At 35.4% G+C, this 22778-nt stretch carries 18 protein-coding genes; 9 read left to right on the top strand and 9 right to left on the bottom strand.

Features of this window, described 5'->3' with window-relative positions:
• Window positions 1–24: 24 nt before the first annotated feature.
• Window positions 25–4281, bottom strand: coding sequence for a type II CRISPR RNA-guided endonuclease Cas9 (gene cas9, locus C1634_RS12880; protein ID WP_109738537.1), 4257 nt, complete (start codon window positions 4279–4281; stop codon window positions 25–27).
• 215 nt (window positions 4282–4496) lie between these two features.
• Here cas9 and C1634_RS12875 point away from each other — a divergent pair, with 215 nt between their 5' ends.
• The 3 genes from C1634_RS12875 to C1634_RS12865 are packed head-to-tail and all read left to right on the top strand — an operon-like array spanning window position 4497 to window position 7880.
• Window positions 4497–6620, top strand: a complete 2124-nt coding sequence (locus tag C1634_RS12875; protein ID WP_109738536.1) for a Tex family protein — start codon at window positions 4497–4499, stop codon at window positions 6618–6620.
• A 43-nt stretch (window positions 6621–6663) separates the two neighbouring features.
• Window positions 6664–7314: an HAD family hydrolase gene (locus C1634_RS12870; RefSeq protein WP_165835325.1), complete on the top strand. Its 651-nt coding sequence runs from the start codon at window positions 6664–6666 to the stop codon at window positions 7312–7314.
• Window positions 7314–7880: an RDD family protein gene (locus C1634_RS12865; RefSeq protein ID WP_103234580.1), complete on the top strand. Its 567-nt coding sequence runs from the start codon at window positions 7314–7316 to the stop codon at window positions 7878–7880. The genes C1634_RS12870 and C1634_RS12865 overlap by 1 nt, the downstream gene beginning before the upstream one ends.
• Before the next feature lie 44 nt (window positions 7881–7924).
• Here C1634_RS12865 and C1634_RS12860 read toward each other — a convergent pair whose 3' ends face one another.
• The 3 genes from C1634_RS12860 to C1634_RS12850 form a co-directional block, all read right to left on the bottom strand.
• The gene (locus C1634_RS12860; RefSeq protein WP_109738535.1) at window positions 7925–9496 is read right to left on the bottom strand and encodes a M20/M25/M40 family metallo-hydrolase; all 1572 of its coding nucleotides are present in this window, start codon (window positions 9494–9496) and stop codon (window positions 7925–7927) included.
• Window positions 9497–9870: 374 nt separating this feature from the next.
• Entirely contained in the window at window positions 9871–10047 is a 177-nt protein-coding gene (locus C1634_RS12855; RefSeq protein ID WP_047377485.1) for a histone H1, read from the bottom strand.
• A gap of 301 nt (window positions 10048–10348) precedes the next feature.
• Window positions 10349–11764 (bottom strand): aminotransferase-like domain-containing protein, encoded by a 1416-nt coding sequence (locus C1634_RS12850; protein WP_103234578.1) that lies wholly within the window; start codon window positions 11762–11764, stop codon window positions 10349–10351.
• A 119-nt stretch (window positions 11765–11883) separates the two neighbouring features.
• Between C1634_RS12850 and C1634_RS12845 the strand changes: the two genes are divergently transcribed.
• The 3 genes from C1634_RS12845 (at window position 11884) to C1634_RS12835 (ending at window position 14788) form a co-directional block, all read left to right on the top strand.
• Window positions 11884–12399 carry a hypothetical protein gene (locus tag C1634_RS12845; protein ID WP_109738534.1) on the top strand — a complete coding sequence of 172 codons (516 nt, stop codon included), beginning with the start codon at window positions 11884–11886 and terminating at the stop codon, window positions 12397–12399.
• Between the two features lie 180 nt (window positions 12400–12579).
• Window positions 12580–13494, top strand: a complete 915-nt coding sequence (locus tag C1634_RS12840; RefSeq protein ID WP_109738533.1) for a helix-turn-helix domain-containing protein — start codon at window positions 12580–12582, stop codon at window positions 13492–13494.
• A gap of 88 nt (window positions 13495–13582) precedes the next feature.
• Window positions 13583–14788 (top strand): MFS transporter, encoded by a 1206-nt coding sequence (locus tag C1634_RS12835; RefSeq protein ID WP_103234800.1) that lies wholly within the window; start codon window positions 13583–13585, stop codon window positions 14786–14788.
• Window positions 14789–14941: 153 nt separating this feature from the next.
• Here the strand turns inward: C1634_RS12835 and sph are convergent, their stop codons facing one another.
• A complete protein-coding gene (sph, locus tag C1634_RS12830; RefSeq protein WP_165835324.1) occupies window positions 14942–16507 on the bottom strand; it encodes a sphingomyelin phosphodiesterase in 1566 nt (521 codons plus the stop codon).
• A 257-nt stretch (window positions 16508–16764) separates the two neighbouring features.
• Here sph and C1634_RS12825 point away from each other — a divergent pair, with 257 nt between their 5' ends.
• The gene (locus tag C1634_RS12825) at window positions 16765–17241 is read left to right on the top strand and encodes a MarR family winged helix-turn-helix transcriptional regulator (protein ID WP_103234802.1); all 477 of its coding nucleotides are present in this window, start codon (window positions 16765–16767) and stop codon (window positions 17239–17241) included.
• Window positions 17238–18080 (top strand): universal stress protein, encoded by an 843-nt coding sequence (locus C1634_RS12820; protein ID WP_103234803.1) that lies wholly within the window; start codon window positions 17238–17240, stop codon window positions 18078–18080. Before C1634_RS12825 ends, C1634_RS12820 begins: the two co-directional genes overlap by 4 nt.
• Window positions 18081–18091: 11 nt before the next feature.
• On the opposite strand, the gene C1634_RS12815 is transcribed toward C1634_RS12820, so the two are convergent.
• Both C1634_RS12815 and C1634_RS12810 read right to left on the bottom strand, forming a co-directional pair.
• Entirely contained in the window at window positions 18092–18688 is a 597-nt protein-coding gene (locus C1634_RS12815; protein WP_103234804.1) for a Crp/Fnr family transcriptional regulator, read from the bottom strand.
• Between the two features lie 104 nt (window positions 18689–18792).
• A complete protein-coding gene (locus C1634_RS12810; protein WP_103234805.1) occupies window positions 18793–19149 on the bottom strand; it encodes a winged helix-turn-helix transcriptional regulator in 357 nt (118 codons plus the stop codon).
• A gap of 115 nt (window positions 19150–19264) precedes the next feature.
• On the opposite strand from C1634_RS12810, the gene C1634_RS12805 reads away from it, so the two are divergent.
• Window positions 19265–19867, top strand: a complete 603-nt coding sequence (locus tag C1634_RS12805; RefSeq protein ID WP_103235658.1) for an FMN-dependent NADH-azoreductase — start codon at window positions 19265–19267, stop codon at window positions 19865–19867.
• Between the two features lie 100 nt (window positions 19868–19967).
• On the opposite strand, the gene C1634_RS12800 is transcribed toward C1634_RS12805, so the two are convergent.
• Entirely contained in the window at window positions 19968–21287 is a 1320-nt protein-coding gene (locus tag C1634_RS12800) for a M20 metallopeptidase family protein (protein ID WP_109738531.1), read from the bottom strand.
• A 213-nt stretch (window positions 21288–21500) separates the two neighbouring features.
• A complete protein-coding gene (locus C1634_RS12795) occupies window positions 21501–22319 on the bottom strand; it encodes a hypothetical protein (protein WP_103235314.1) in 819 nt (272 codons plus the stop codon).
• Between the last annotated feature and the right edge of the window lie 459 nt (window positions 22320–22778).

The following is a 22778-nucleotide window of genomic DNA, read 5'->3' as shown; positions in this document are numbered from 1 at the left end:
AATGTTATTTTTAATATATATTATTTATGCTTTTAAAACTTTTCCTAAACGGTCTATTTTCAGCTTGATACAACTTTCTTTTACCATTGATCCATCAATTGCCCGTTCCATTTTATTTAATGTTGAAAACTCTCCTTTATTAACAACTGATATAGCAATATCATGTCTTAAAAAAAATATCTGGCTTCCCGAAAAACTTACAACCTTATAAATTTTTTCATTTTGCTCTTTTGTCAAATTTTTAAATTCAATATTGCTTCCACTTTCAATTTCATCCCCTGAGGGAATATATACTAAATCATTCGGGCAGAGGAAAAAATCATTTGTACCTTTTAAATCAACAACAGATAATCCTTGTTTTTGTCTTTCAATAACTTCATTCAATGGAATAGTTTCGTAACTTCTCTTTCCATTTTTATCCTCATAAACCGCAAAAAATAAATTAGTTCCTTTAGCTGCTTCTACATATTTATCTTTTTTATTTCCGGTTTGGCCAACCTGAAATTTACTTCCTAATTCAAAAACCCTAACCTTACTGATAGGTTGGTGAGGTTTTCCATCGTTATATTTTTCGATATTTTTATTCATGTCTTCAATTCCTTCAGGCGAAAATGCAAGTTCTAAACTTCCTTTAAATTCCAGATAATTTTTAAGAATTTTCTGAATCCCGGTATCAGTAATTGAAGCAATTGATTTTAAATCAAAAGATGTATCCAGACTTTTTCTGGTTGCGGTTAAGATTTTTCCTTTCGGAACTTTTACCCAAGGCAAATCAATTTTTCCGGAAACAGTTTCTTTATGCATAGGCTTTCTTATTGCCCAATTCGTACCAGTCTGCTCTACTTTTTCTTTCACCTTCACATCATATTTTTCAACATATTTTTCATAATGATTTGTAGCTTTATTAATTACACGAAGATTTTGTTTAAAGCTTACAATGATTTTCTCTAAATTATTTTTAACTTCAACAGTAAAGTTTTCCCAAGGCTTCAAAAAATGTTTCGGTACTTCCCTTTCTATTCTTTCATTAGTTTGGGAATGATTATACACTGATTTTTCAAATTTCATCAGTTTCTTTTTCAAATCATATCGTTTCGTGTCTGATTTAGCCGACTGATTATTGAGTAAATTTACATGATCTTTAGTAGCACAAGCAATTACTAGCGCATCTAAAGCATGATGGCGATGATCTATTCTTTTTTTTGAAAACCCCTTTGAGAATTCTATCGGAACCGTTGGTAAAAATTTCTGATAATTTTCATTCCAGGTAGTAAAATCAGTTGAATTGGTCAATTGATTCATCCTTTCAAAACGTGGCAAGATCAATTCATTCCAAACATCATTCAGACCCCAATCTTGTTTTAATTGGGATGTTATTTTCCCATTTCCAGGCACAACATTTTTGGAATTTACTCCTTCATCTGTACCATCTTCTACTCTCACAATATTGGAAAGAACCCTTGAAATATATTTACTGATGTGACGTGTATCATTAAGCTGACGCTGAATCATTTCTTCTGGAATATCTTCTAAAAGTAGCTTATTCCTTTTCCCTCTATTATTGGCATAATGCTTTTTAACGAAATCTACATATTCTCCGGCTTCAAAAACTTTTACACTTTTTCCAAAACCACATTCAACGATCGTTCCTCCAAAATGTTTAATAAATCCTAAACCGATATAATTATCCTTTAGTTTATTAACCGCCGATTCGCAAATAATTTTATTGCTAAAACTGTCATCAAAATATCGGCTTTGTGGAATGATATGTTCAATTTCATATTCCGTTGTAAATAATTTATTTAATGGAATGATCTGTCCTGTATAAGGCGATTTATACTTCTGTTCCAACCAAAGTTTGTATCTCTTTAAATCAGATAACGAAGGTTGCGCTGTTTTGCTTATTTTGAGAATATCATCGTCAATTTCGATGTCTGATTTTAAAATTCCATCTTCATAAATTTTCAAAATCTCTTGCTGCATCGGAGAATAAGGACGAACATTTTCAACAGAATGGTCATTCATCATTTCGGCCAATAAAGCTTTGATGCGAAGATTGGTATTTTCATTTTCCGTTATTCTTTTTGTGGCATCTGCTCTTTCATCTTTTGTTTGTTTCATTTCTCTTCCTAACTCAATATGAATTTCATTGAAGAAATCTTTAGCTCCGTTTCCGTATTTCAACCAGATATCTTTTACCACACGAAGCGTTTCTATAATTACCTGTTCTACAATTGGGTTGCGAAGTGAATGTTGTTTAAATTCTTTTAGGAATTCCTCTAAATCATCTGCGGAATTCCATTTTCCAATCATTGATGCTTCTGAATGTCTTCCGTAAACAATGTATTGGGCCAACCATAATTGTAAACCCTGGAAATCATTTTCAGCCGTAAGATGAATTGCTTTTTCTCTCACTTTATCTTTGATATTTTCATCAAATTCGCCGGTAATAATTTTCTGAATCCTATCTTTTGAATGCTCATTGATATTTTCGTAATTCCAATATTTTCCTAGTCTCATTAAAGGCAACAATTTCTTAATGGCTTTTTCTGAAAAGGAACCGTATTCACTTTTAAAAGGAGGAAACTTTTTAAATGCTTCAAAGAAAGAATTTTCATCAAGATTATTTTTTCCTGCAAAAGATCTTAATGCTTTTTCATATTCTGTTTTGTCATTTACGGAATAGATGATGTGCCAGGTTTTCTGTTCGATTTCTCTAGTCAAAAAGTCATAAGAAATATTTTCCACCTTTTTCAATCTTTCATAAATCATTGTTTTCGTTTCATTACAAGGATATTTTTTGTCTTCAACGTAATTCCAACGATGCGTTTTCTCATTTAATTTAAAATATTTGAGTAAAGCTTTTTGATCAACTTCTTTTCTGTTATTTAAAAACTCAAACAGATCTTCAACATCTTTAGTAGTGTTTAAAAATTCTTTCGTAACATTATCATCATTATCCTTTTTATATATATTCAGATTAAAAATCCATTGCCAGATTCGGAATTCCTGATAATACGGATTGGATTTCGGAATGGCTTTTAAATATTGAGTGTATTCAACTCCATTTTCATCTTTGTATTTTCTAAACTCCAAAGTACAATTTGAAATAGACGATTTTTGACTTCTCAAAGGTCTTTGATAAAAAATAATATCCTCCATAAAAAGATGAACGAAATCTTTTTTGCTCAAAGTGAATTGATGTGCTTCATTATTCTTATATAACTCCCGAATGCAATCGTTGTAGAAATCATCACTTTGCAATTCATAGTGAAATTCTTTCTGCTTTTCTAAAATCTGTCTAAGCTCTTCTTTATAAAACTTTCTTTCTATGGTACGAACCAGTTTTCCTTTGATTTTCTGTTTAGGATCTTTAAGAAGAGTTTCGTAAATGTATACTCCAACGGTTTTGTGGGATCTGTCTATCTCCTGTTCAGTTTTAGTTTTTATTGCAATCCAATCTTTCTCTGAATCTACAGTTTTAAAAGTTCTTTTTATATCTCCATTTTTTAAAATAGATTCTGTAACAATAAATTCTTTCGTGCGCCTGATCCAATCTTCAGTTTTTACAATTTGCTTTTCATATTTCCAACCATTTTCAAAATACACATCATAAAGAGTTTTTCCTTTGACACTTTCTCCAGAATCAACAACCTTATCTACTTTTAACTTTACAAAAGCTTTATCTTTTTCTTCCTCAATATCTTCACCGCGCAATTGATAATATCCACGTTTTTGATTAAAATTCAAAAGAATCCAGGCCAGTTCTTCTTTTTCTATTTTTTGAGAAAGTGCTTTTTTACGGAGATAATAGATTGTCCAGTCGTATGGAACTTTTAAATCCTGTTCATTTGCCTTGAAATCTTCAAGCATCTCGTTGAAAGAGGTTTGAAATAGAAATGAAAATTGTCCTTCAATATTTTTCCAAGCAAGTTTTGGTTCGGTTTCAACTTTGAATTTTCCGAATCGTTTCACAAAATCAATCTGCGAAGCATAATGCTCTGGAAGGAAGTTCAAAACGTTTAAAACTCTATGAAGTCTTTCTCTTCGCAATAAAAATCTTTCACGCAGTCTTCTCACTCCTCTGTAATCAGTTCTTCCAGAAGTTTGTGAAACAGAATTTCCTTTTCCGAATTCGCCTAAAATATCCTGCGACATTGGGATTATCCGGCTTCCCATCCCAAGAATTTCGCCATACTTATTTTCAAAATCTTGTTTTATCAATGCCCACCCAATAGAGTTCGTTCCCAAGTCTAATCCAAGTATATTTTTGACCATCATTCTAATTTTTGATACTACATAAAAATAGAAATAAAAAAATCATTCGAATTACGGATTTCCATAATTATGATCAAGATTTTTTCTTCTATATTTGTAATAATAATTTTGAAAAGCAATTCACAATAAGGGTTATTCCGTTGTGAAAACATTCAAGGCGGGGTAACTCGCCTTTTTTCTTTTTAAAAACCCTATTTTAGCTATCCGAAAACAGAACAATGACGACCGTAGAATTTATACAAAAACAGCTCAATATTTCTGAAAAGAGCATCAACAATACTTTACAATTATTGGCAGAAGACTGCACTATTCCTTTTATTTCCCGTTACCGAAAAGATAAAACCGGAAATCTTGATGAAGTACAGATCGAACAGATCTCAAAAATCAGCAAGCAGTTTGAAGACATTGTCAAGAGAAAAGAATCTATCTTAAAATCTATAGAAGAACAGAATGCTCTCACTCCCGAGCTTCAGCAAAGAATTGAAGACAGCTTTGATATTCAGGAGCTGGAAGATCTATATCTGCCTTTCAAAAAACGTAAGAAGACCAAAGCTGATGCTGCCAAAGAAAAAGGACTTGAGCCTTTAGCCAGGATCATTATGAGTCAGAAAAATAACGACATTCTGTTTCTCGCTTCAAAGTATCTGAACAATGAGGTTGCCTCCGAGGAAGAAGCGCTTCAGGGTGCCAGAGACATCATGGCAGAGTGGATCAATGAAAATATGTATGTCCGTAAGAATCTCCGCAGACTCTTTCAGCGTAAGGCAGTTGTTACATCCAAAGTAGTAAAAGCTAAAAAAGATGAAGAAGATGCCCAAAAATTCTCTCAATATTTTGAATGGGAAGAAAGCCTTAGCAGGACCCCTTCTCACAGACTTCTCGCCATGTTAAGAGCTGAAACGGAAGGATTTGTAAAAACGAACATAGGAATAGATAAAGAAGAAGCCATTGATTTTATTGAAAAGGCTATTATCAAATCTAATAATGAAAGTTCGGACCAGATAGCACTCGCTATAAAAGACAGTTATAAAAGACTTTTAGAACCCGCTATTTCGAACGAAGCACTACAGGAAGCCAAAGAAAAAGCAGATCAAAAGGCCATTGAGATATTTTCCGGAAATTTAAGCCAACTCCTTCTGGCTCCCCCATTAGGACAGAAAAGAATCCTGGCTATTGATCCCGGATACAGAAGCGGATGTAAAGTGGTATGTCTGGATGAAAAAGGAGACTTATTACACAATGAAACCCTCTACCCTCACGCTCCGCAGAATGAAAGCGGAATGGCTATGAAAAAGATCCGTTCTATGGTCAATGCTTACAATATTGAAGCGATTTCTATTGGTAACGGAACGGCTAGCCGTGAAACTGAATTTTTCATTAAAAAGATTGCTTTTGATAAGCCTTTGCAGGTTTTTGTAGTTTCAGAAGCAGGAGCCTCGGTTTATTCTGCAAGTAAAATTGCAAGAGATGAGTTTCCTACGTATGATGTCACAGTGCGTGGTGCTGTTTCCATTGGAAGAAGACTTTCTGATCCATTGGCAGAATTGGTGAAAATTGATCCGAAATCTATTGGTGTTGGACAGTATCAGCATGATGTAGATCAGACTCAACTGAAAAATGAACTGGATTCTACGGTGATGAAGTGCGTAAACTCTGTGGGAATTAATTTAAATACCGCAAGTAAGTCTCTTTTAAGCTACGTTTCAGGAATCGGAGAGAAAATGGCTGAAAACATTGTCAATTACCGTGCTGAAAACGGAGCATTTGAAGACAGAAAGCAGCTTAAGAAAGTTCCAAGACTCGGAGAGAAAGCATTCCAGCAAGCAGCCGCTTTTGTAAGAATTACGAATGCTAAAAATCCGTTGGATAACTCTGCTGTACACCCTGAAGCGTATGGAATTGTAGAAAAAATAGCCAAAGACTTAGGAATTAAAACCGATGAACTTATCGCTAACAAAGAAAAAATAGCTCTGGTAAAACCGGAAAGCTATATCACAGGTGAAATCGGGATCTTAGGAATAAAAGATATTTTAAAGGAGCTTGAAAAGCCGGGTCTGGATCCAAGAAAAGCAGCTAAAGTATTTGAGTTTGACCCTAATGTTAAAAGCATTAAAGACTTAAAAGCAGGCATGATTCTTCCGGGAATTGTCAATAATATTACAGCTTTCGGATGTTTTGTAGATCTTGGAATAAAAGAAAGCGGACTGGTTCATATTTCCCAGCTGAAAGATGGATTTGTCTCTGACGTCAATGAAGTGGTAAAACTTCACCAGCATGTCCGCGTAAAGGTAACAGAAGTAGATGAAGCCAGAAAAAGAGTACAGCTGAGTATGATTTTGTAATTTAATGATTGTATTGTAAAGTATAAACCACAAAATATTTGTTTTGAGTACAAAGAACTTAATTTTTGACCTGGATGGTACATTATGGGACCCAAGAGCAACCATCATCAAAATATGGAATCAGGTATTGGTCAAACATCAGCTGATCCAAAGAGAATTGAAACCCGAAGATATGGATCAATACATGGGATTATTGGCTCATGATATTATGAAAGATATGATTCCCGGCATTTCTGATCTGCAGGCCCAGGAACTTCTTTCTGAAATTGTAGCCGAAGAGAATAAAGTCCTTCGCATACAGGGCGGAATTTTATATGAAGGGGTAGAAGAAACGTTGAAAAGCCTTGCTACTACTCATTCACTTTTTATCGTAAGCAATTGTCAGGATGGGTATATTGAATCGTTTTTAGAGTATTATCAATTCAACAACCTGTTTGTAGATTTTGAATCTCACGGAAGAACCCAAAAGCCGAAATCTGAAAACATACAGCTTCTGATGGAAAGAAACCAATTATCCACAGAGGATTCTGTATATATTGGAGATACCCAGACTGATTATGATTCCGCAGGTTCCAATAGATTACCTTTTATTTTCTGTAAATATGGTTTTGGTAAACTAAACAATTCTCTTTATGAACCATCTATTCTTACATTTTCAGATTTAAGAAACTCTGTTTCTGATACTATACAATAATGAAGATATCTGAGCTTAAAGAAAAGAGAATTATTCACAGACCTACCCGACATTTTGATGAATTGGGAAACAGGATCTATAACGAATTCGAATATGAGTTGCCTTACGTTCCTACTCATAAAGGAAATGAAACGGAACGCCTTTTTTCCAAAGTGATTGATATGATTCCGTTTTTCATGATATTCGTATTCATATTTCATCTGCCTGTCTTTTTAGGTATCGTCCTTTCCATTCCTTGTGTGATTATATCGGGAACATTTTGTGAATGGTATTTTGGAACCACTTTAGGCAAGAAAATTTTTAAGCTTAAAATCCTTGATGATCATGGAAATCAGCCAGGTTTTATAAAATCATTGTTAAGAAATATTTTGTGCCTGGCCAACTTTTGCCCGATTTTAACAGATTACACGCCTCCTCCCAGTCATACCTGGGAAACACAAGGCACTCAAATGAACTTCAGCATGCATTTGAATAATAAGATCTGTAAAACCCATATTGTGAAAGAAAATAAGATAAAAGAAATAAGAGAACTGCTTCAGCAGGAATCTAAAAAGGCTGCCCTTTAGGCAGCCTTTTTTATACTATTTAACCCTACTCTTAGAATAGAATTTTATTTATAATCCTTAGAGCTCCTTCTAGGCTCTTTTAGTTCCGGCCATTTTACCGTATCTCCTTTCTCGTCCTGAGGCATTACTCTTTTTTCTCTGTTGCTGAATTCTGGATCTTCAGACGCCATATATGCTAATGCAGCCGTTAGAATCACATTATTTTTCACCTCATCGAAAACGATTTTGTCATAGGTATCTTTTGTCGTATGCCATGTATATCCGAAATACCCCCAGTTCAGCGAACCTAAAGAAATTCCGGGTACTCCTGCTGCTACAAATGAAGCGTGGTCAGAACCACCGCCCCCCGGCATTCCTGGGAAATCAGTTTTAATATGGCTTTTTACCGCTTTTGGAACGCCATCAAGCCACTTCCCAACATAATCATACGCTTTTACAAATCCCTGACCGCTGATATTCACAACGCGTCCTGTCCCGTTATCCTGGTTAAAAGCAGCCTGTACTCCTTTTATAATCTGAGGATTATCTGCAACAAAGCCTCTGGAACCATTCAATCCCTGCTCTTCACTTCCCCAAAGTCCGATCACGATAGTTCTCTTGTTATTAGGATAATATTTTTTAAGAATCCTCATGGTTTCCAGCATGGTAATTGTACCGGTTCCGTTATCTGTAGCTCCCTGAGCTCCGTCCCACGAATCCAGGTGAGCGGATAGAATGACATATTCATCAGGCTTTTCTTTCCCTTTGATCATCCCGATTGTATTAAAACTTTTGGCTTCAGGAAGTATTTTTGACTGGGCATCAATTTTGATTTTAGGCTGAGCTCCTTTTTCTGCCATTCTGTAAAGCATTCCATAATCTTCTACATCAATATCAACCATAGGAATTTTGGTTGTTTTTGCTCCGAATATTCTGTTTGCCCCCATGATTCCAGTCCAGTTTGAAATAGCAATTCCTGCCGCTCCTGCTTTTTCCAGAGCATCCGGAAGACTGTTATTATCATATCCGATGTTCTTTACATAAGCTGTGAAATCTTTAGCAGCCTGATCTTTTTCTGCTTTAAGCTTTTCATACAGTTCCGGAGTAGCAAATTCTTTGATCTGCTCATCAGAACGTCCTATTTTCTGATATTGTGCCATCAGCACTATTTTTCCTTTTACAGAAGGAAGCCATTGCTCAAACTCAGCTTTTGAAGATACTTTAGGAAGAATAATTACTTCTGCTTCAATCGCTTTTTTAGTAGCCGGGCTCCACGCAAGCTGCGTTGCAGATAGAGATTTCATCCGTGGATAAGTCATATCAACATGAGTGGTACCTCTCTGCCATCCCTTCCATGTTCCGAATTGCTGAAGATTGGCATCTACTCCCCATGAACGAAGTTTACCTGCACTCCACTCGTTTGCGGCAAGCATTTCAGGAGTTCCTACAAGACGGGGACCAATACCGTCCAACAGCTCGTAGGCAAGATTTTCCAACTGGGAATTATTATTTACTTCATCTACAAAACTTTTTACGATAGGGTTTAACCTTTCTTTGGGGTCAACCTTTACCTGAGCCCAGGAAAACTGAGCAGCCAGCACTACGACAGGCACTGCAAAAAATCTATTTATCCTCATAATATATATTGATTGGTTTAAAGATAAAAGAAATTAGGGAGATGGTGAAAGATTGAGCCTAAAAAAGAGCCTTTTCATAGATATTATTAACTTTTTCATCCCTATTAAAGAACAAAAATCAAAGAATAACTATAATCCATAAAAAAAGACCATCAATAAGACAGTCTTTATGTATTTTTCTGAAGTCGAGTTCTTATTTTCCTTTAAGAAATAACTGTTCTTCTTCGGAAAGCAATGTTGTTCCCTTTTTTACCTCTTTTAAAGGTATATTATCCCAGATACTGATCTTAAAAAGTACAATTTAAAAAATTTCGCCCTATTTCAGATTCGGCAGGGGATAAAAAAACCGGCTTCAAAAGCCGGCTAAAGGTAAATTATTTCTTAGCTTCTTCTACAGAAACTTTTCTGAAATCTTTGAACAATTTGCTTAGTTCTAAAGCTGCTTTACGAGCTCTTGTACCAGCTGCTTTGTTTCCTTTTTCCGCTTGTTGGTTTGCCTCAGTTGTGAACGCCTCAAATTCTGCGTTAATTTTTTCAATTAGTTCTTTCATTTATTTAAAAATTTAGGCTGCAAATATAGGTTTTATGGTGATTCCAGCCTAATTGTGTTGAAAAAAAATAGTGGTTTTGATTATTTTTTTTGAGTCTTTCTTCAATTCAATTTAATTTTTAAAATAAAATCAAATGATGGCAGGAAATCGGATACCAATTTCAATCTGAAAACAGAATCCATTTTAACCCATTAAGAATCAATTAAAAACCTGTAAGAATTGAAGAAAAATAAGTCAATCATTCATTTAAAATTCATCTGATTTCTTACCCGTTCTTACTAACTTCATTATTCTTATGGGTTTACAACAATAGTTCCTTTGCTTTTCGTCCCGCATTTTCCAATAAAATAATGCTTTCAGAAGTAATTCGTTCTGCAAAAACAATCCGGAAATGATAGTGGTATTTATCCGTAAAAGAAAAGGTATCTCCGGGAGTAAATAAAATCTGATGTTTCTCACAATACTGATAGAATCTTTCCTTATCTATATTTGCTGGAAGTTGTCCCCAAATACTGTATCCACCCTGAGGTCTGTGAAAATAGGAATCTTCAGGAAAAGAATTTCTTAAAGCGTCCAATACCTGAACTGCCTGCTGGCTTAGCTTTTTCCGGAATGAGCGCAGATGCCTTTCATAGCTGCTCCCCTGCAGGAGCTTCAGAACCAGTTCTTGATAAATAGGAGAAACAGAGCGTCCCAAAGCAAATCTTGCTCTTTCTGATTTTGCATAAAAATCTCCTGCATACAGCCATCCTAACCGAATTCCAGGCGCTAATGTTTTTGAAAATGAGGAATAGGTCATTACTACCCCATTTTTATCAAAGCTTTTTATACTGCGTGGTCTTTGTTCCCCAAAATAAAGATCAGAATACATATCATTCTCAATGACACATAGCTGATGGAATTCTGCAATACTAATGATTTCTTTTTTCATTTCATCACTCATCATCATTCCTGTAGGGTTATGATAGTTCGGAGTAGTGACAAGAGCCCGGATATCATTTTCTTCACAGACTTTCCGCAGGTATTCCGTATCAAAACCACTTCTATAATGTATAGGAACCTCCAGCACTTTCAGGTCCAGATGGGCAATCACCTCCAGCACAGAAAACACACACGGACTATCAACAGCCACCACATCCCCAGCTTTAGTGACCGATTTTAAAGCGATTGTGAGTGCCTGCAAAGCGCCATCTGTAATAATGATTTCATCAGGATTGATGGTGCCGCCGTAAGCTCCCATTTGTTTTGCAATATGTTTCCTTAATGCTTCCAACCCGTTGGAAGGATAATATCTGAGCAAGGCTGCTCCTTTTTCACGAATCACTTCCTGCATAGTTCTCAGGACAAGCTTCTGCGGAATGAGCAAATCTCCCGGAACCGCTGTATTGAAAGAACTGAATTCTGAAGTTCTTTTGGAAGTCAGCATCATATTTTTCATAAACACCTCATCCCTCACAACCGCAGGCAGCGTTGTCTTCGCCTCCGGAATATTTTCTTCCTGAATTTCTGTAACAAAATAACCAGACCGAGGATTGCTCCTGATCAACCCTTTGATCATAAGATATTCAAATCCATTTTGTACTGAGCTTTTACTCAGCCTGTATTTTTCTTTAATCTCCCGAACAGAGGGAAGTCTTTCATTTTTTTGTAGGATTCCGTTGCGGATCTGCTCCTCTATTACTTTCGTAAAAACTTCATACTTATAAGGTTTCATCATAACACAACAACTGTACTGAACAAATTTACAAAAATACCTTTCTGTACTGGTTATATTTTAGCGAACTGTATCCCTTTTGAAAGGATTAAACTTATAATTTTGAATAAAAAAAAAGCCCCATGGATATCATTTCAAAATTTAAGGTAGGTTCTGAAGAGGGAATTTCTGATCTTATAACCATTATGGATTCTTCAATTTATACATTGCACAAGGAGTTTGTAAGTGAAGAGGACATTAAAAAATACATTCACCATGAAATAGATCCAAGAAAGATGATCAATGAACTGAACAATCTTTCTAACCAGCTCATTATGACCTATGCTGATCAGAAACCCATCGGGTACAGTATTATAAAAAGTGGTTCTCTGCATCCCGGAATACCTGATGGAAAAAGGGCTACAGAAATCAGTTTTGTCATTCCTTCAGAATTTGATTCAGCGGAGGTAAGGCTGTCGCTTTGGAAGAAATGCAGATCGGCTGTGAGTTTTACAGATATTATCTGGATCAATATGCTGGATCACGATCCGCTTCAGGAGTTTTTAAAAGAATCTGGTTTTATGTCTACAGTCAGTTCAAAGGCGGGTCCTTTTCAGCTTCCATCGCATATTTTAGAATTGGAGATTAATAAAAATTAGATTTTCAACTACAGATTTCTCAGGTTTACACGGATGTTTCTGTATATTTTATAATAAGTAAGACCCTTTTTAATATTGATATTATTGAAGTAAGCTATAATTCTCATTTTTATTATTTCACTTAAAATTAATGTAAGTGAACACGAGTTTGTTTATCTTTGATTTTTATAATTTTTACTTATGAGTGATCAACTGGAAACTATAGAAGACTATTACAGACGTATCCGTAAAAACGAGGTCAAAATGTTTGATTCGGAGGAGTTTGAAACAGGCAAGTCCCATTTCAATATTTCGATGCGGAGATATTGCAGCTTCAAGAGTCCCTATAACCGCCGTGATTATTATAAAATAAGTTTTATCATAGGAAAGGGCACCATTCATTATGGTACGCATCAGTTGTATATTGACCGTCCGGCTCTATTTTTCCCTTCTCCAAGTATCCCGTATTCCTGGGAATGTGAGAGTGATTTTCAGGAAGGGTATTTCTGCCTTTTCAATCAGGAGTTTTTTAATGGAAATTCAGAATTTAACCTGTTTAAAAAAACTTCGATGTTCAAGGAATGGAGCAAACCGGTTGTTTTTCTGACGGACGAACAGACCGAGCTGGCTACTCTTTATTTTGATCAAATCTACAGGATGAATAATTCTTCCTACCCTTTCCGTTGCAGCAGTATCAAAAGCAATCTGGCATCTGTTATGCATCTGGCACTGGAAAACCGTTTAGAAGATATCAATCCCAATGAGCTCCCCGGGAACGTACGACTCTATAAGCTATTTGACGAATTGCTCAATAAACAGTTTCCTTTGGATTCTCCTGCTTATCCACTCGCGTTAAAAAGTCCTTCCGACTTTGCCGATCATCTCAATGTGCATGTCAATCATTTGAATTCTTCCGTAAAATCTGTCACCAATCTTACTACAACACAGATCATTAAGGAAAAGATGTTTGAAGAGTCTAAAAACCTGCTGAAGTATACCAATTGGGATATTGCTCAGATAGGCTACACTTTAGGCTTTGACCAGCCGGCCCATTTTAATAATTTCTTTAAAAAGCATGCCCAGACTTCACCCTTAAAATTTAAGAATTTATCTTAATATTTGATTTTTGTAATTTTTACTTTGTCTTTTAAAATCCATATTTATATTTCTTGAGCTATTTTTGCATGGTAAAAAATGACTGAATATGTTGAAAGATGCATCTGAAAAAAGAATCAGATTAATTACTATTATGGCTTTCGTGTCAATTCCGCTTTCCGGGTTTGTCACGGATATTTATTTACCATCATTCCCTTCTATGGCTAAAGAAATGATGGTTTCAGAAAAAGATATCCAGATCACTTTAACTTCATATCTTCTGAGCTACGGAATTTCACAGTTATTTGTAGGAGGGATTCTGGACAGTATCGGCCGTTATCGTCCCAAATTGATAGCGTTGTTCCTATTGATTCTGACCAGTATTTTAATTACCATGACCAACAGTATTTTACTGATCTGTCTGCTTCGTATTCTTCAGGGAGCGGCTGTTTCTGTTCTTGTAGTGGCAACCCGTGCTATTTTTGTAGATCTTTATGATTCGGAGAAAGTGAAACATTATCTGAGTTATTTTACGATTGTATGGTCGTGCGGACCCATTCTGGCGCCTTTCTTAGGGGGCTATCTTGAAAAACTTTTTAACTGGCATGCTAATTTTTATTTTCTTGCTGCGTACGCCGGACTTCTTTTCCTCTTCGAATGGTTCTTCAGTGGCGAAAGTCTTCCTCAGAAAAAGAAACTGGATCTGTCAGAGAATATCAGCCTTTACAAAATGATGCTTAAGAACAGAATTTTCATGCTTGGAATTTTCATTTTGGGATTAAGCTACTCTATTGTGATGTTGTTTAATATTACCGGACCTTTTATTATTGAAAATACCTTTCATTTTACTCCGGTAGTCATTGGATATTGTACCTTGATTTTAGGTTTTTCCTGGATGATCGGCGGATTTATCGGAAAACGCAGACTGACTCTTGATTTTAAACCAAGAATCTTACAGCCTATCCTTCTGCAGCTGATCCTGATTGCAGGTTTGATCATCACCAGTTATTACGCACAAAGTCTTTTCATTATGATTCCTTTTGCTTTTTTCATTCATATCTGTTCCGGAATTTTATTTACCTCATTTTTTACGACAAGTATGCTTTACTTTCCTAAAAATGCAGGAACTGCCGGCGGACTGATGGGAGGATTGGTGTATGTGATTACTTCAATAACAAGTTTTATCATTTCAGTGAGCGGAACGGTAACTGATCAAAAAGACCTTTCCTGGCGTTATCTGATCATCGCCTGTTTCCTATTGGGGATTATCCTTATTATGAATCAAGCCGTTAAAAAAGAAAAAGCAGAGAATTAGTCTCTGCTTTTTTTATTTGATACCTTCAAGGAATAATCGGATGACAGAGCCCTTCATCTTTAGCGGTCTAATAATGTGATTTTTTCCTGATCTTTATATTTGAAAAGCGACTGCCAAAAGGCAGCCGCTTGTTATATAGATAAATGAGTAATTCTAAAAAGGTTCTGCAACCGTATTGTTCATATTTACTTCAAATTGCACATCAGGAGTTAAACTGGTTCCATTCAGATAGATCCAATCTGTTCCTGATTTATTATAGACCTGCAGATAATATGTATTTCCAACTCCTGTCGTATCCTTGAAAGCGACAATATCCCCATTTTCAATACTTTTTGAAAAATTCCCTGCCTTTTTCTTTACAATCTGAATTCTTAGGTTGTAAGTAGTCTTTCCATATTTTGGATAAAAATAATAACTTCCACTGCCTGAAGAATACCAATACCAGAAATGGTTGAGCCTTTCACTGCTCTCTACTCTTACATATCCTTCTTTCAGATCAAAATAATTGTCAGAATCTCCGATATTCACAATATTAAACCAGGTTCTTGCATCACTTGGCAGTACAGAAGTAACAGTCAGCCAGTCATTAGGTGTTGATAGATTTGTACTGATGTATTTTCCCGTGGATACAGATTTTAGCGAAATACGGTCGTATTTTCTGAATTTTAAACTTTTTGTAGGCGTTTTCTGATCCGAATAGACATTCCCTTCTACAGGATAATGATCTGAGTATTCTGTCCAATGATATTTAATTCCAGCTATATTCGTATAAGTCATAAGATTTGAAGATACAGGATCAAATACAATATTTTGCCAAGTTGGAGGTACAAGATGATCATTGGAAACCAAAATATAATCAAGATATTCTCGTTTATTTTCCGGATAGGGGTAATGATAGGAAGCCATTATATTGGTTTTTGTATCCCATGAATATTTTAATCCTTTGTATGTAGGTGCATTTACATTAAGGGTTTGCAGCATACTGGAATATTCGGGAGTATCTTTTATAATATTGAAATCTCCACCATAGATTACCATTTCATCTTCAGGAATATTCAATCGGTCAACAAATGATTTCATCATTCCCAACTGCTGTTTACGGATTTCCACCTCTTTTCCATTGCAAGATGGCTGTGTAGACTGTGCATGAACTGCAATAAAGTGGATACGTTTCCCTTCTTTTAATATTCGGGCGTAAGCAAAACCTTTCAGACAGTATCCATCATAAGAACATCCTGCCGGAAAGATAAACTGATCCATTCTTTCTATAGGATATTTACTGGCAATCATTACTCCTCCGTCTTCGAATCCGCCGGAGATGATCTCACGCCAATGGCCGAAAGTGTTATTCCAACCATCTTTTGTTCGTCCTACTATAGGAGTCTGATAAGGAAAACTGGGAAGAAGTTTTTCACGCAGTTTATCGGAAGCTGCATTGTCAAAGCACTCCTGAAGCATCAGAACATCATAGTTTCTCAAAAAGGAAGCTTCACCAATTTTCTGTGCTCTCGCCTGCTGAGACCATTGTGTCATACCAGACACGGCGAGTTCTTTCAACAAAAATGTATTGTAAGATAATACTTTAATATTCGGAAAAGCACTTCTCATGGCATTTTCCTGTGTATTAGACAGGGTTTCATCTGGCTGAAACTGATCTGATCTACACGATAAAAGGGTAAGAAGACATAGTACCGAAAAAATCCGGACTATTGAAAACATTTGATTCATAAGTTTTTGAGTTAAAATTGTTTTGTTTTTTCTGCGGCCAAAGTAGGATTTACCCCATAAACAAAAATGAACCCAATGTTATCTAAATAATAATTTTCAGATTCATCATTTAACTATTAAAAATTATAATAATCTAACGACCCAATTAGTTTTAATTAAAACTAATTTTACGTATATTTGTTAGGATAAGATATGCGATAAAATCTTTTCGATATGTATCTTATCCTGCTCTAATATATTGTAAAAGTATGCCTGTACAACAGAATAATATTTCGGAACTGGCTCTGGAGCTAGGCCTGGCCATGAGTGAAATGAAAAGCCGCCTTCGACAGAAGATTCAGACCACCATTAATGAATATGATCCGGATCTTTCTTTTGAACTTATTGAGATTCTGGGATTACTTTCACGCAATAATGGCATCAATCAGCAGGAAATAGGGAGTAAAGTAAGCAAAGACAAATCAAGCATCACTTATCTTATCAACAGCCTTGTAAAGCGGGATCTGGTAGAACGGATAGCATATAAAAACGACCGGAGGAATAAGCAGATCTTTTTAACTGTGAAAGGGAAACAGATTGTAGAAACTGTTTATCCGTGGGCATTGGACCTTTATAAAAAAGCGGCTGGAGATATTGATGAAGAAGAGATCAGCAAAGCTCTTCTGCTAGTAAAAAAAATGACAGTAAATCTGGAAGAATCAGGATCAAAAAATGATATATTATGAGAACAATCCTTGTACCCATTGATTTTACATCAACTACGGAAAATGCAGTAAGAGTTGCCGCAGACTGGGCAAAAACCTATGAATATCAAAACATCATCTTACTAAAAACAGCGGGAGAATCTGAGTTTGATTATCTGCATATTGCAGAAGGGCATTCCTTTGTGAATGAAGAAAGTCTGAATAATCTGCTTCAAAGAACAGAATTATTATTTGACCAGTTAAGCAGTATTATTACAGAAAAACACCCTGACCTCAAGGTTTCCAGAGTACTAAGTGACTGGGCTCTTACCAGAAGCATCAATGAGCTTTTAAAGAACGAACCGTCTGTAGAACTGATTATTCTTGGGAGTGACGACCCAACCTCTTCCAATGAAAGCTTTGTTTCTGATAATATTATAAGCATTGCAAGAACCAGCCCTGTAAAGACCTTAATTGTTCCCAACAGCTATCACTACACTCCTATTAAAAATATATTTATTCCTTGTGATATAAAGGGAATCAAAAGATTACAAAGATTATTTCATCATAAATCTGTTATTCACAAACAAGATGTCCGGTTGTTGTTTTTAAATATCAAGACCAGTGAAAAAGAGGATGAGGATAAAAAAAGGGAGCTGGAAGACTATATCCGCGAACATTTAACGGAAATTCCGAGCAGTATTCATTATTCTTATGATAAAGATGTTATTAATGGTATTCTGACTTTCGCCACCTCCAATGCTGCCGATCTTATTATTGCATTACCAGGCGAGCACAGCTTTTTGTATTATCTGGCCAGCAGAAGTATTTCTGAAGGAATTTACCAAAATACCCATCAGCCTGTACTGATCTTAAAATAAATCACTGAAAACTAATAATAAATTTTAGAGCTTTCAATTTTAACAAGTTTCTGTTCCTCCATTTTTTTGACATATCTGATCACCGTTTCTACCCGAAGACCGGTAAGAGTAGCTATTTGCTGTCTGGTATAGGGAATCAGGAATGAGTAAGCTTCTTCAAAACCGAAATAGCTTTTAATATGATCAAAAAGCTTCCTAAGTTTTATAATGGGATCCGAAATGGCCAGAAAACTGGAAATTAAATACCGGAAATGCATTCTGTCGGCTGTATATTTATTGATCTCCAGCATTAATGCAGGGTTTTCCAATAATAGCGGCAGGAATTTGGTTTTAGAAATCTTAATCACTTCACAGCTGGTAACTGCAATCGCATTGACTGCATAATGATGGTCTGTAAATAAGTAACTCTCACCTATGCAATGACCATCAAAGGGAAGCCCGTGAACAAATTCTTTTCCATCTTCTAAAAAAGTATTCAGTTTTGCAGTACCATACTTTATCTGAAAATAATATTTTGCCGCAGTTCCTTCCTGAAAAATAGCATCTCCAGCTTCATATTTTTCCAGACTGGCTCCCCAGGAAAATAATAAGTCTTCGCATATGATCATCTTATCATTATTAATTGATTAAAAGCATAATGAATGGTGCAACTCATAAAATACAGCAAAAGACACAGTATTTCATGGCACCCACCTACTCTTCTATTGTGTTATCAGGCTGTAATTTTCTTTTTATGTTTTACCCCCCAATCAGCCAGGGCAGCAATCACATCTTTCAGTGATTCACTGTATTCTGTAGGAATATATTCTACCAAAACGGGCTTATGATCGCTGAGAACTGTTCTTTCCACCAAATGGTTGACCTCCAGTTTTTTTAATTCGCTGGATAACACTCGTGCTGAAATTCCATTGATGGTCCGCTGTAATTCATTGAACCGCGTATGTCCGCCTAAAATAGCAATCATGACCCGGATCGTCCATCTCCCGCCAAGAACGTATAAAGCATCCTCAGTTGCAGACAGATGAGTGCTGCATTGTGGCCGTGAATACACTATTTTTTCTTCTTCCATTCTATTTTTTTCTATTGTTACTAACCTAAATGTTATTACTAACCTTTTGGTAACTACTATCTTTTTATTAGTAAATATAGATAATTTTGAAATATCAATTTTAAAAAATAAAAAAATGAAACAAGTACTTCATATTATCTCAAGCCCAAGAAGCGAATCATCAGTCAGCAAAAAACTGGGAAATGCTGTTGTAGAAAAAATTACCGCAAAATACCCTGACAGTATTTTCAAAAAACGTGATTTGACCAATCCTCTTTTTCCTCATTTGGAAGAAGCCCATATCAATGCATTCTTCACCCCGGCTGAAAACCGTACTTCTGAGCAATTGGAAACTGTAAAGCTCTCTGATATGGTAATTGCTGAGCTTCATGAGGCTGATATTATCATTATTGAAGCTCCGCTTTATAACTTCAGCATCACTTCTACACTGAAGTCATGGCTTGATCATATTGCAAGAGCAGGACAAACTTTCAGTTACAGTGAAAACGGTCCTGAAGGTCTGGTGAAAAACAAGAAAGTATATCTTGCTTTTTCAAGTGGCGGTGTTTATTCTGAAGGCGAAAGGCAGGCTTATGATTTTGTAGTTCCTTATTTAAAACAAACTTTAGGATTTATGGGAATGACGGATATTTCTGTTGTCCGTGCAGAAGGGCTTTCTGTTCCGGTTATTCAGGACACAGCATTGCAAAAAGGCATTGAAAGTATTGTTGTAGAGTAAAAAATTAAAAATGCTGTTCTTTTTGAGAACAGCATTTTTTATATAAAGTAAGCTTCTTTACCAGAAGTTTTGTTTAAATAGATCGTATTACAATAAAAGGTTAGTTGCTATTAAGACGCTCTATAATTAATGATGAAAAGCATTTCACTCCGGTTCTGATGCTTTCCTCGTCCACCTGAAAATTAGGAGAATGATTCATTGCAATCACTCCTTTTTCAACATTAGAACCACCAAGAAAGAAGTAAACTCCCGGTATTTTTTGTTGAAAATAAGCAAAGTCATCATTAAAAAACGGAACCTGCCCATAAGCTATAGCAACTGTATTTTTCCCAAACATATTCTGAAGGATTTCTGTTGCTGAACGGGTTAATTTTTCATTATTGATAACAGTTGGATTTCCCTGCGTGAATGAAACAGAGAGAAGTTGGTTTTTGTAACCATTATCCTCGATAATCTTTTGAACTTCTGGAATTATCTTATCTACATTAGATAAATTCGTCTCATATAGATAGTTTTCAAGAAAAGATTCATTATTTTTAGAATAAGTGGCAAATTTTCCGTCTATGAAAAGATAATCTTTGAAAATAGTATTCGGATTTGTCAGCCCGATTTTAGGATCAACCATAGAATGTATTTCCCATGGCTTACTTCCGGAAGAAGCACGAAATAAAGAATTGCTGATTTTTTTTGTTAATTCATTTGTCTGTTCTTCTGACAATTCATTTTTCAACTGAATCCTTATTCTCTTTTGATAGGCAAACATTTCATTAGGTTTCACCATGAGCTGTCCAGCCGGTATTGCAGTTACATGCAATCCATAAATTTCTTCAGGATGTATTCTGGAAAGCAACCCGTTATTCAACATTTCTTTTGCGCCTTTGAAAGTTTCCTCTTCAGGCTGAAATATGAAATAAACAGTTCCTTTTAATGACTTTTTATTTTTGGCAAGAACTTCAGCAATTCCTAGTCCAACTGCCATATGAATATCGTGGCCACAACCATGCTGAACACCTTTTACTTTCGATTTGAATGTCTCCGGATCCGGATAATCATTGGGTAATGCATCCATATCCGATCTCCATGCTATTTTTTTTCCTTCCTTATCCCCTTTCAGAATTCCTACAACACCATATCCATAAACATCCGTTTGAACTTCCAATCCTAAATCAAGCAGATACTGTTTAATCTTTTCCTGAGTTTGCACTTCCTTGCCTGCCAGTTCCGGATTTTCATGAAAATCTCTTCTGATAGTAACCAACTTATTAAATATCCTGTCTGTTTCGAGCTGAACAGATTGATGTATTGACTGTTCTTTTAGATTTTTGGACAAATGAGAAGCGGTTTCTTTTTTATCCTTCAGTCGTTGTGCAGATAAGGCAAAAGAGATCAGACATAGTATGGTTAAAGTAAGTTTTTTCATGGTCAGAATTAATTGATTTTTCTTTGGTAATTATTTAATCAGCGGCTTGCATCTATCTATTAGACACTTAAAACTATACTTTCGTTACACCTTAATTAATCATACTTCAAAGAATGTGTAATCCATAAATACAACAGATGCTTGTCAATGACAAGCATCTGTTTACTAAACATGATTATATTAAAATTATTTCACTTTCAATAAGTAGTATTATTAAATAATTCTTTTCAAAGAAATTCCAATAATAGTATTAGATGCGGCCGTGTTAAAAGCTGCATTTGTGGAATAGGCTACAATGGACATTCTGTAATACTTACCATCAGGAAAAAGTATTTCTACAAGATCCTGTTCCATATATTCATTGCTTGTGTATAGCCAATCATCACCATCAATTCTTGTACTGTAATAATTAGGAAGAATGGTCATATTGGGAGAATTCTGTAATGGGTTGCTTGTAGACAATGTTGCATAAGATATAGTAATATTAGAATTGGTTGTGTTAAAAAATCTTGGTCTTAAAACAGTATCCTCACCAGCTAAAACATCAATTCTTATTCCCTCAAAAAAAGGAAGCTCAGCAACATTCACAAATTCAGACAGAGCTTTTCTCTGAATTACCCCTGTTTGGGAAGCTGCTCTTCCTGTCATTTGATTTTTATTGGTATTTCCTGCAGAATTTTGAAATGTCCCTGTTACTACAAACCGATAACCTCTTTCTTCTCCCACCTGGAAATTTCCACCCCCATCAGCAATGCTTAATCTCGTCCATTTTGCTCCATCCCAATAATAATAACCTTTAGTTGTTAAACTTCCAGCTCCAGTGTTAAAAACAAAAAGCCCCGTGGCCGGATTGGGAATGGTTACAATATCTGTAGTAGAATTAAGGTTTATCCTAGGAGGCAAAAATCCTTTGTTGGAAGCTGTTAGATCCAAAATAGCCGAAGGGTCAGGATTGGGTGTTCCTATCCCTACATTTTGCCCAAATATGACTGATGTTACTAAAGTAGTGAATAAAAATAGTGCTTTTCTCATCTGTGTTTTTTAATAATGCAAAGTTTAATAATTTAAAAAGCCTACATATTTTTAGAAAGCCCAAATAAATATTGTTAATAAGTTCAGTACTTACATGATGAATCAGATAACAAAATATTGGGAATCAATACATCAGTAAATCCAACATATCCTACCACATTATTTAAATTAATTCTAAACTAGGTGAAAACAAAACTTCCACAAACCCTTTCGTATAAGGGATTATGTAAAAATTCACAAACAATAACTACTATAAATTACGTAGAAATACTGAATCTTATCTAACAGGATCTGATTAATTTCGATGTAACAAAAATTGATAACTATGGATCGCTTGAAAGACATGCATTCATTTCTGAAAAAAGAGATGGTATCTGAAAAATCCGGCAGCTGTAGATCAATCAGCATGAACATCTCCTGTTAAAAGGAGTTGAAGATATCTAACCCAAATTTTTAACG

It is taken from the genome of Chryseobacterium viscerum, assembly GCF_002899945.2.
Taxonomy (GTDB): Bacteria; Bacteroidota; Bacteroidia; order Flavobacteriales; family Weeksellaceae; genus Chryseobacterium; species Chryseobacterium viscerum.
Note: the sequence above shows the minus strand (reverse complement) of the source record. Positions and strands in the feature narration are given on the sequence as shown.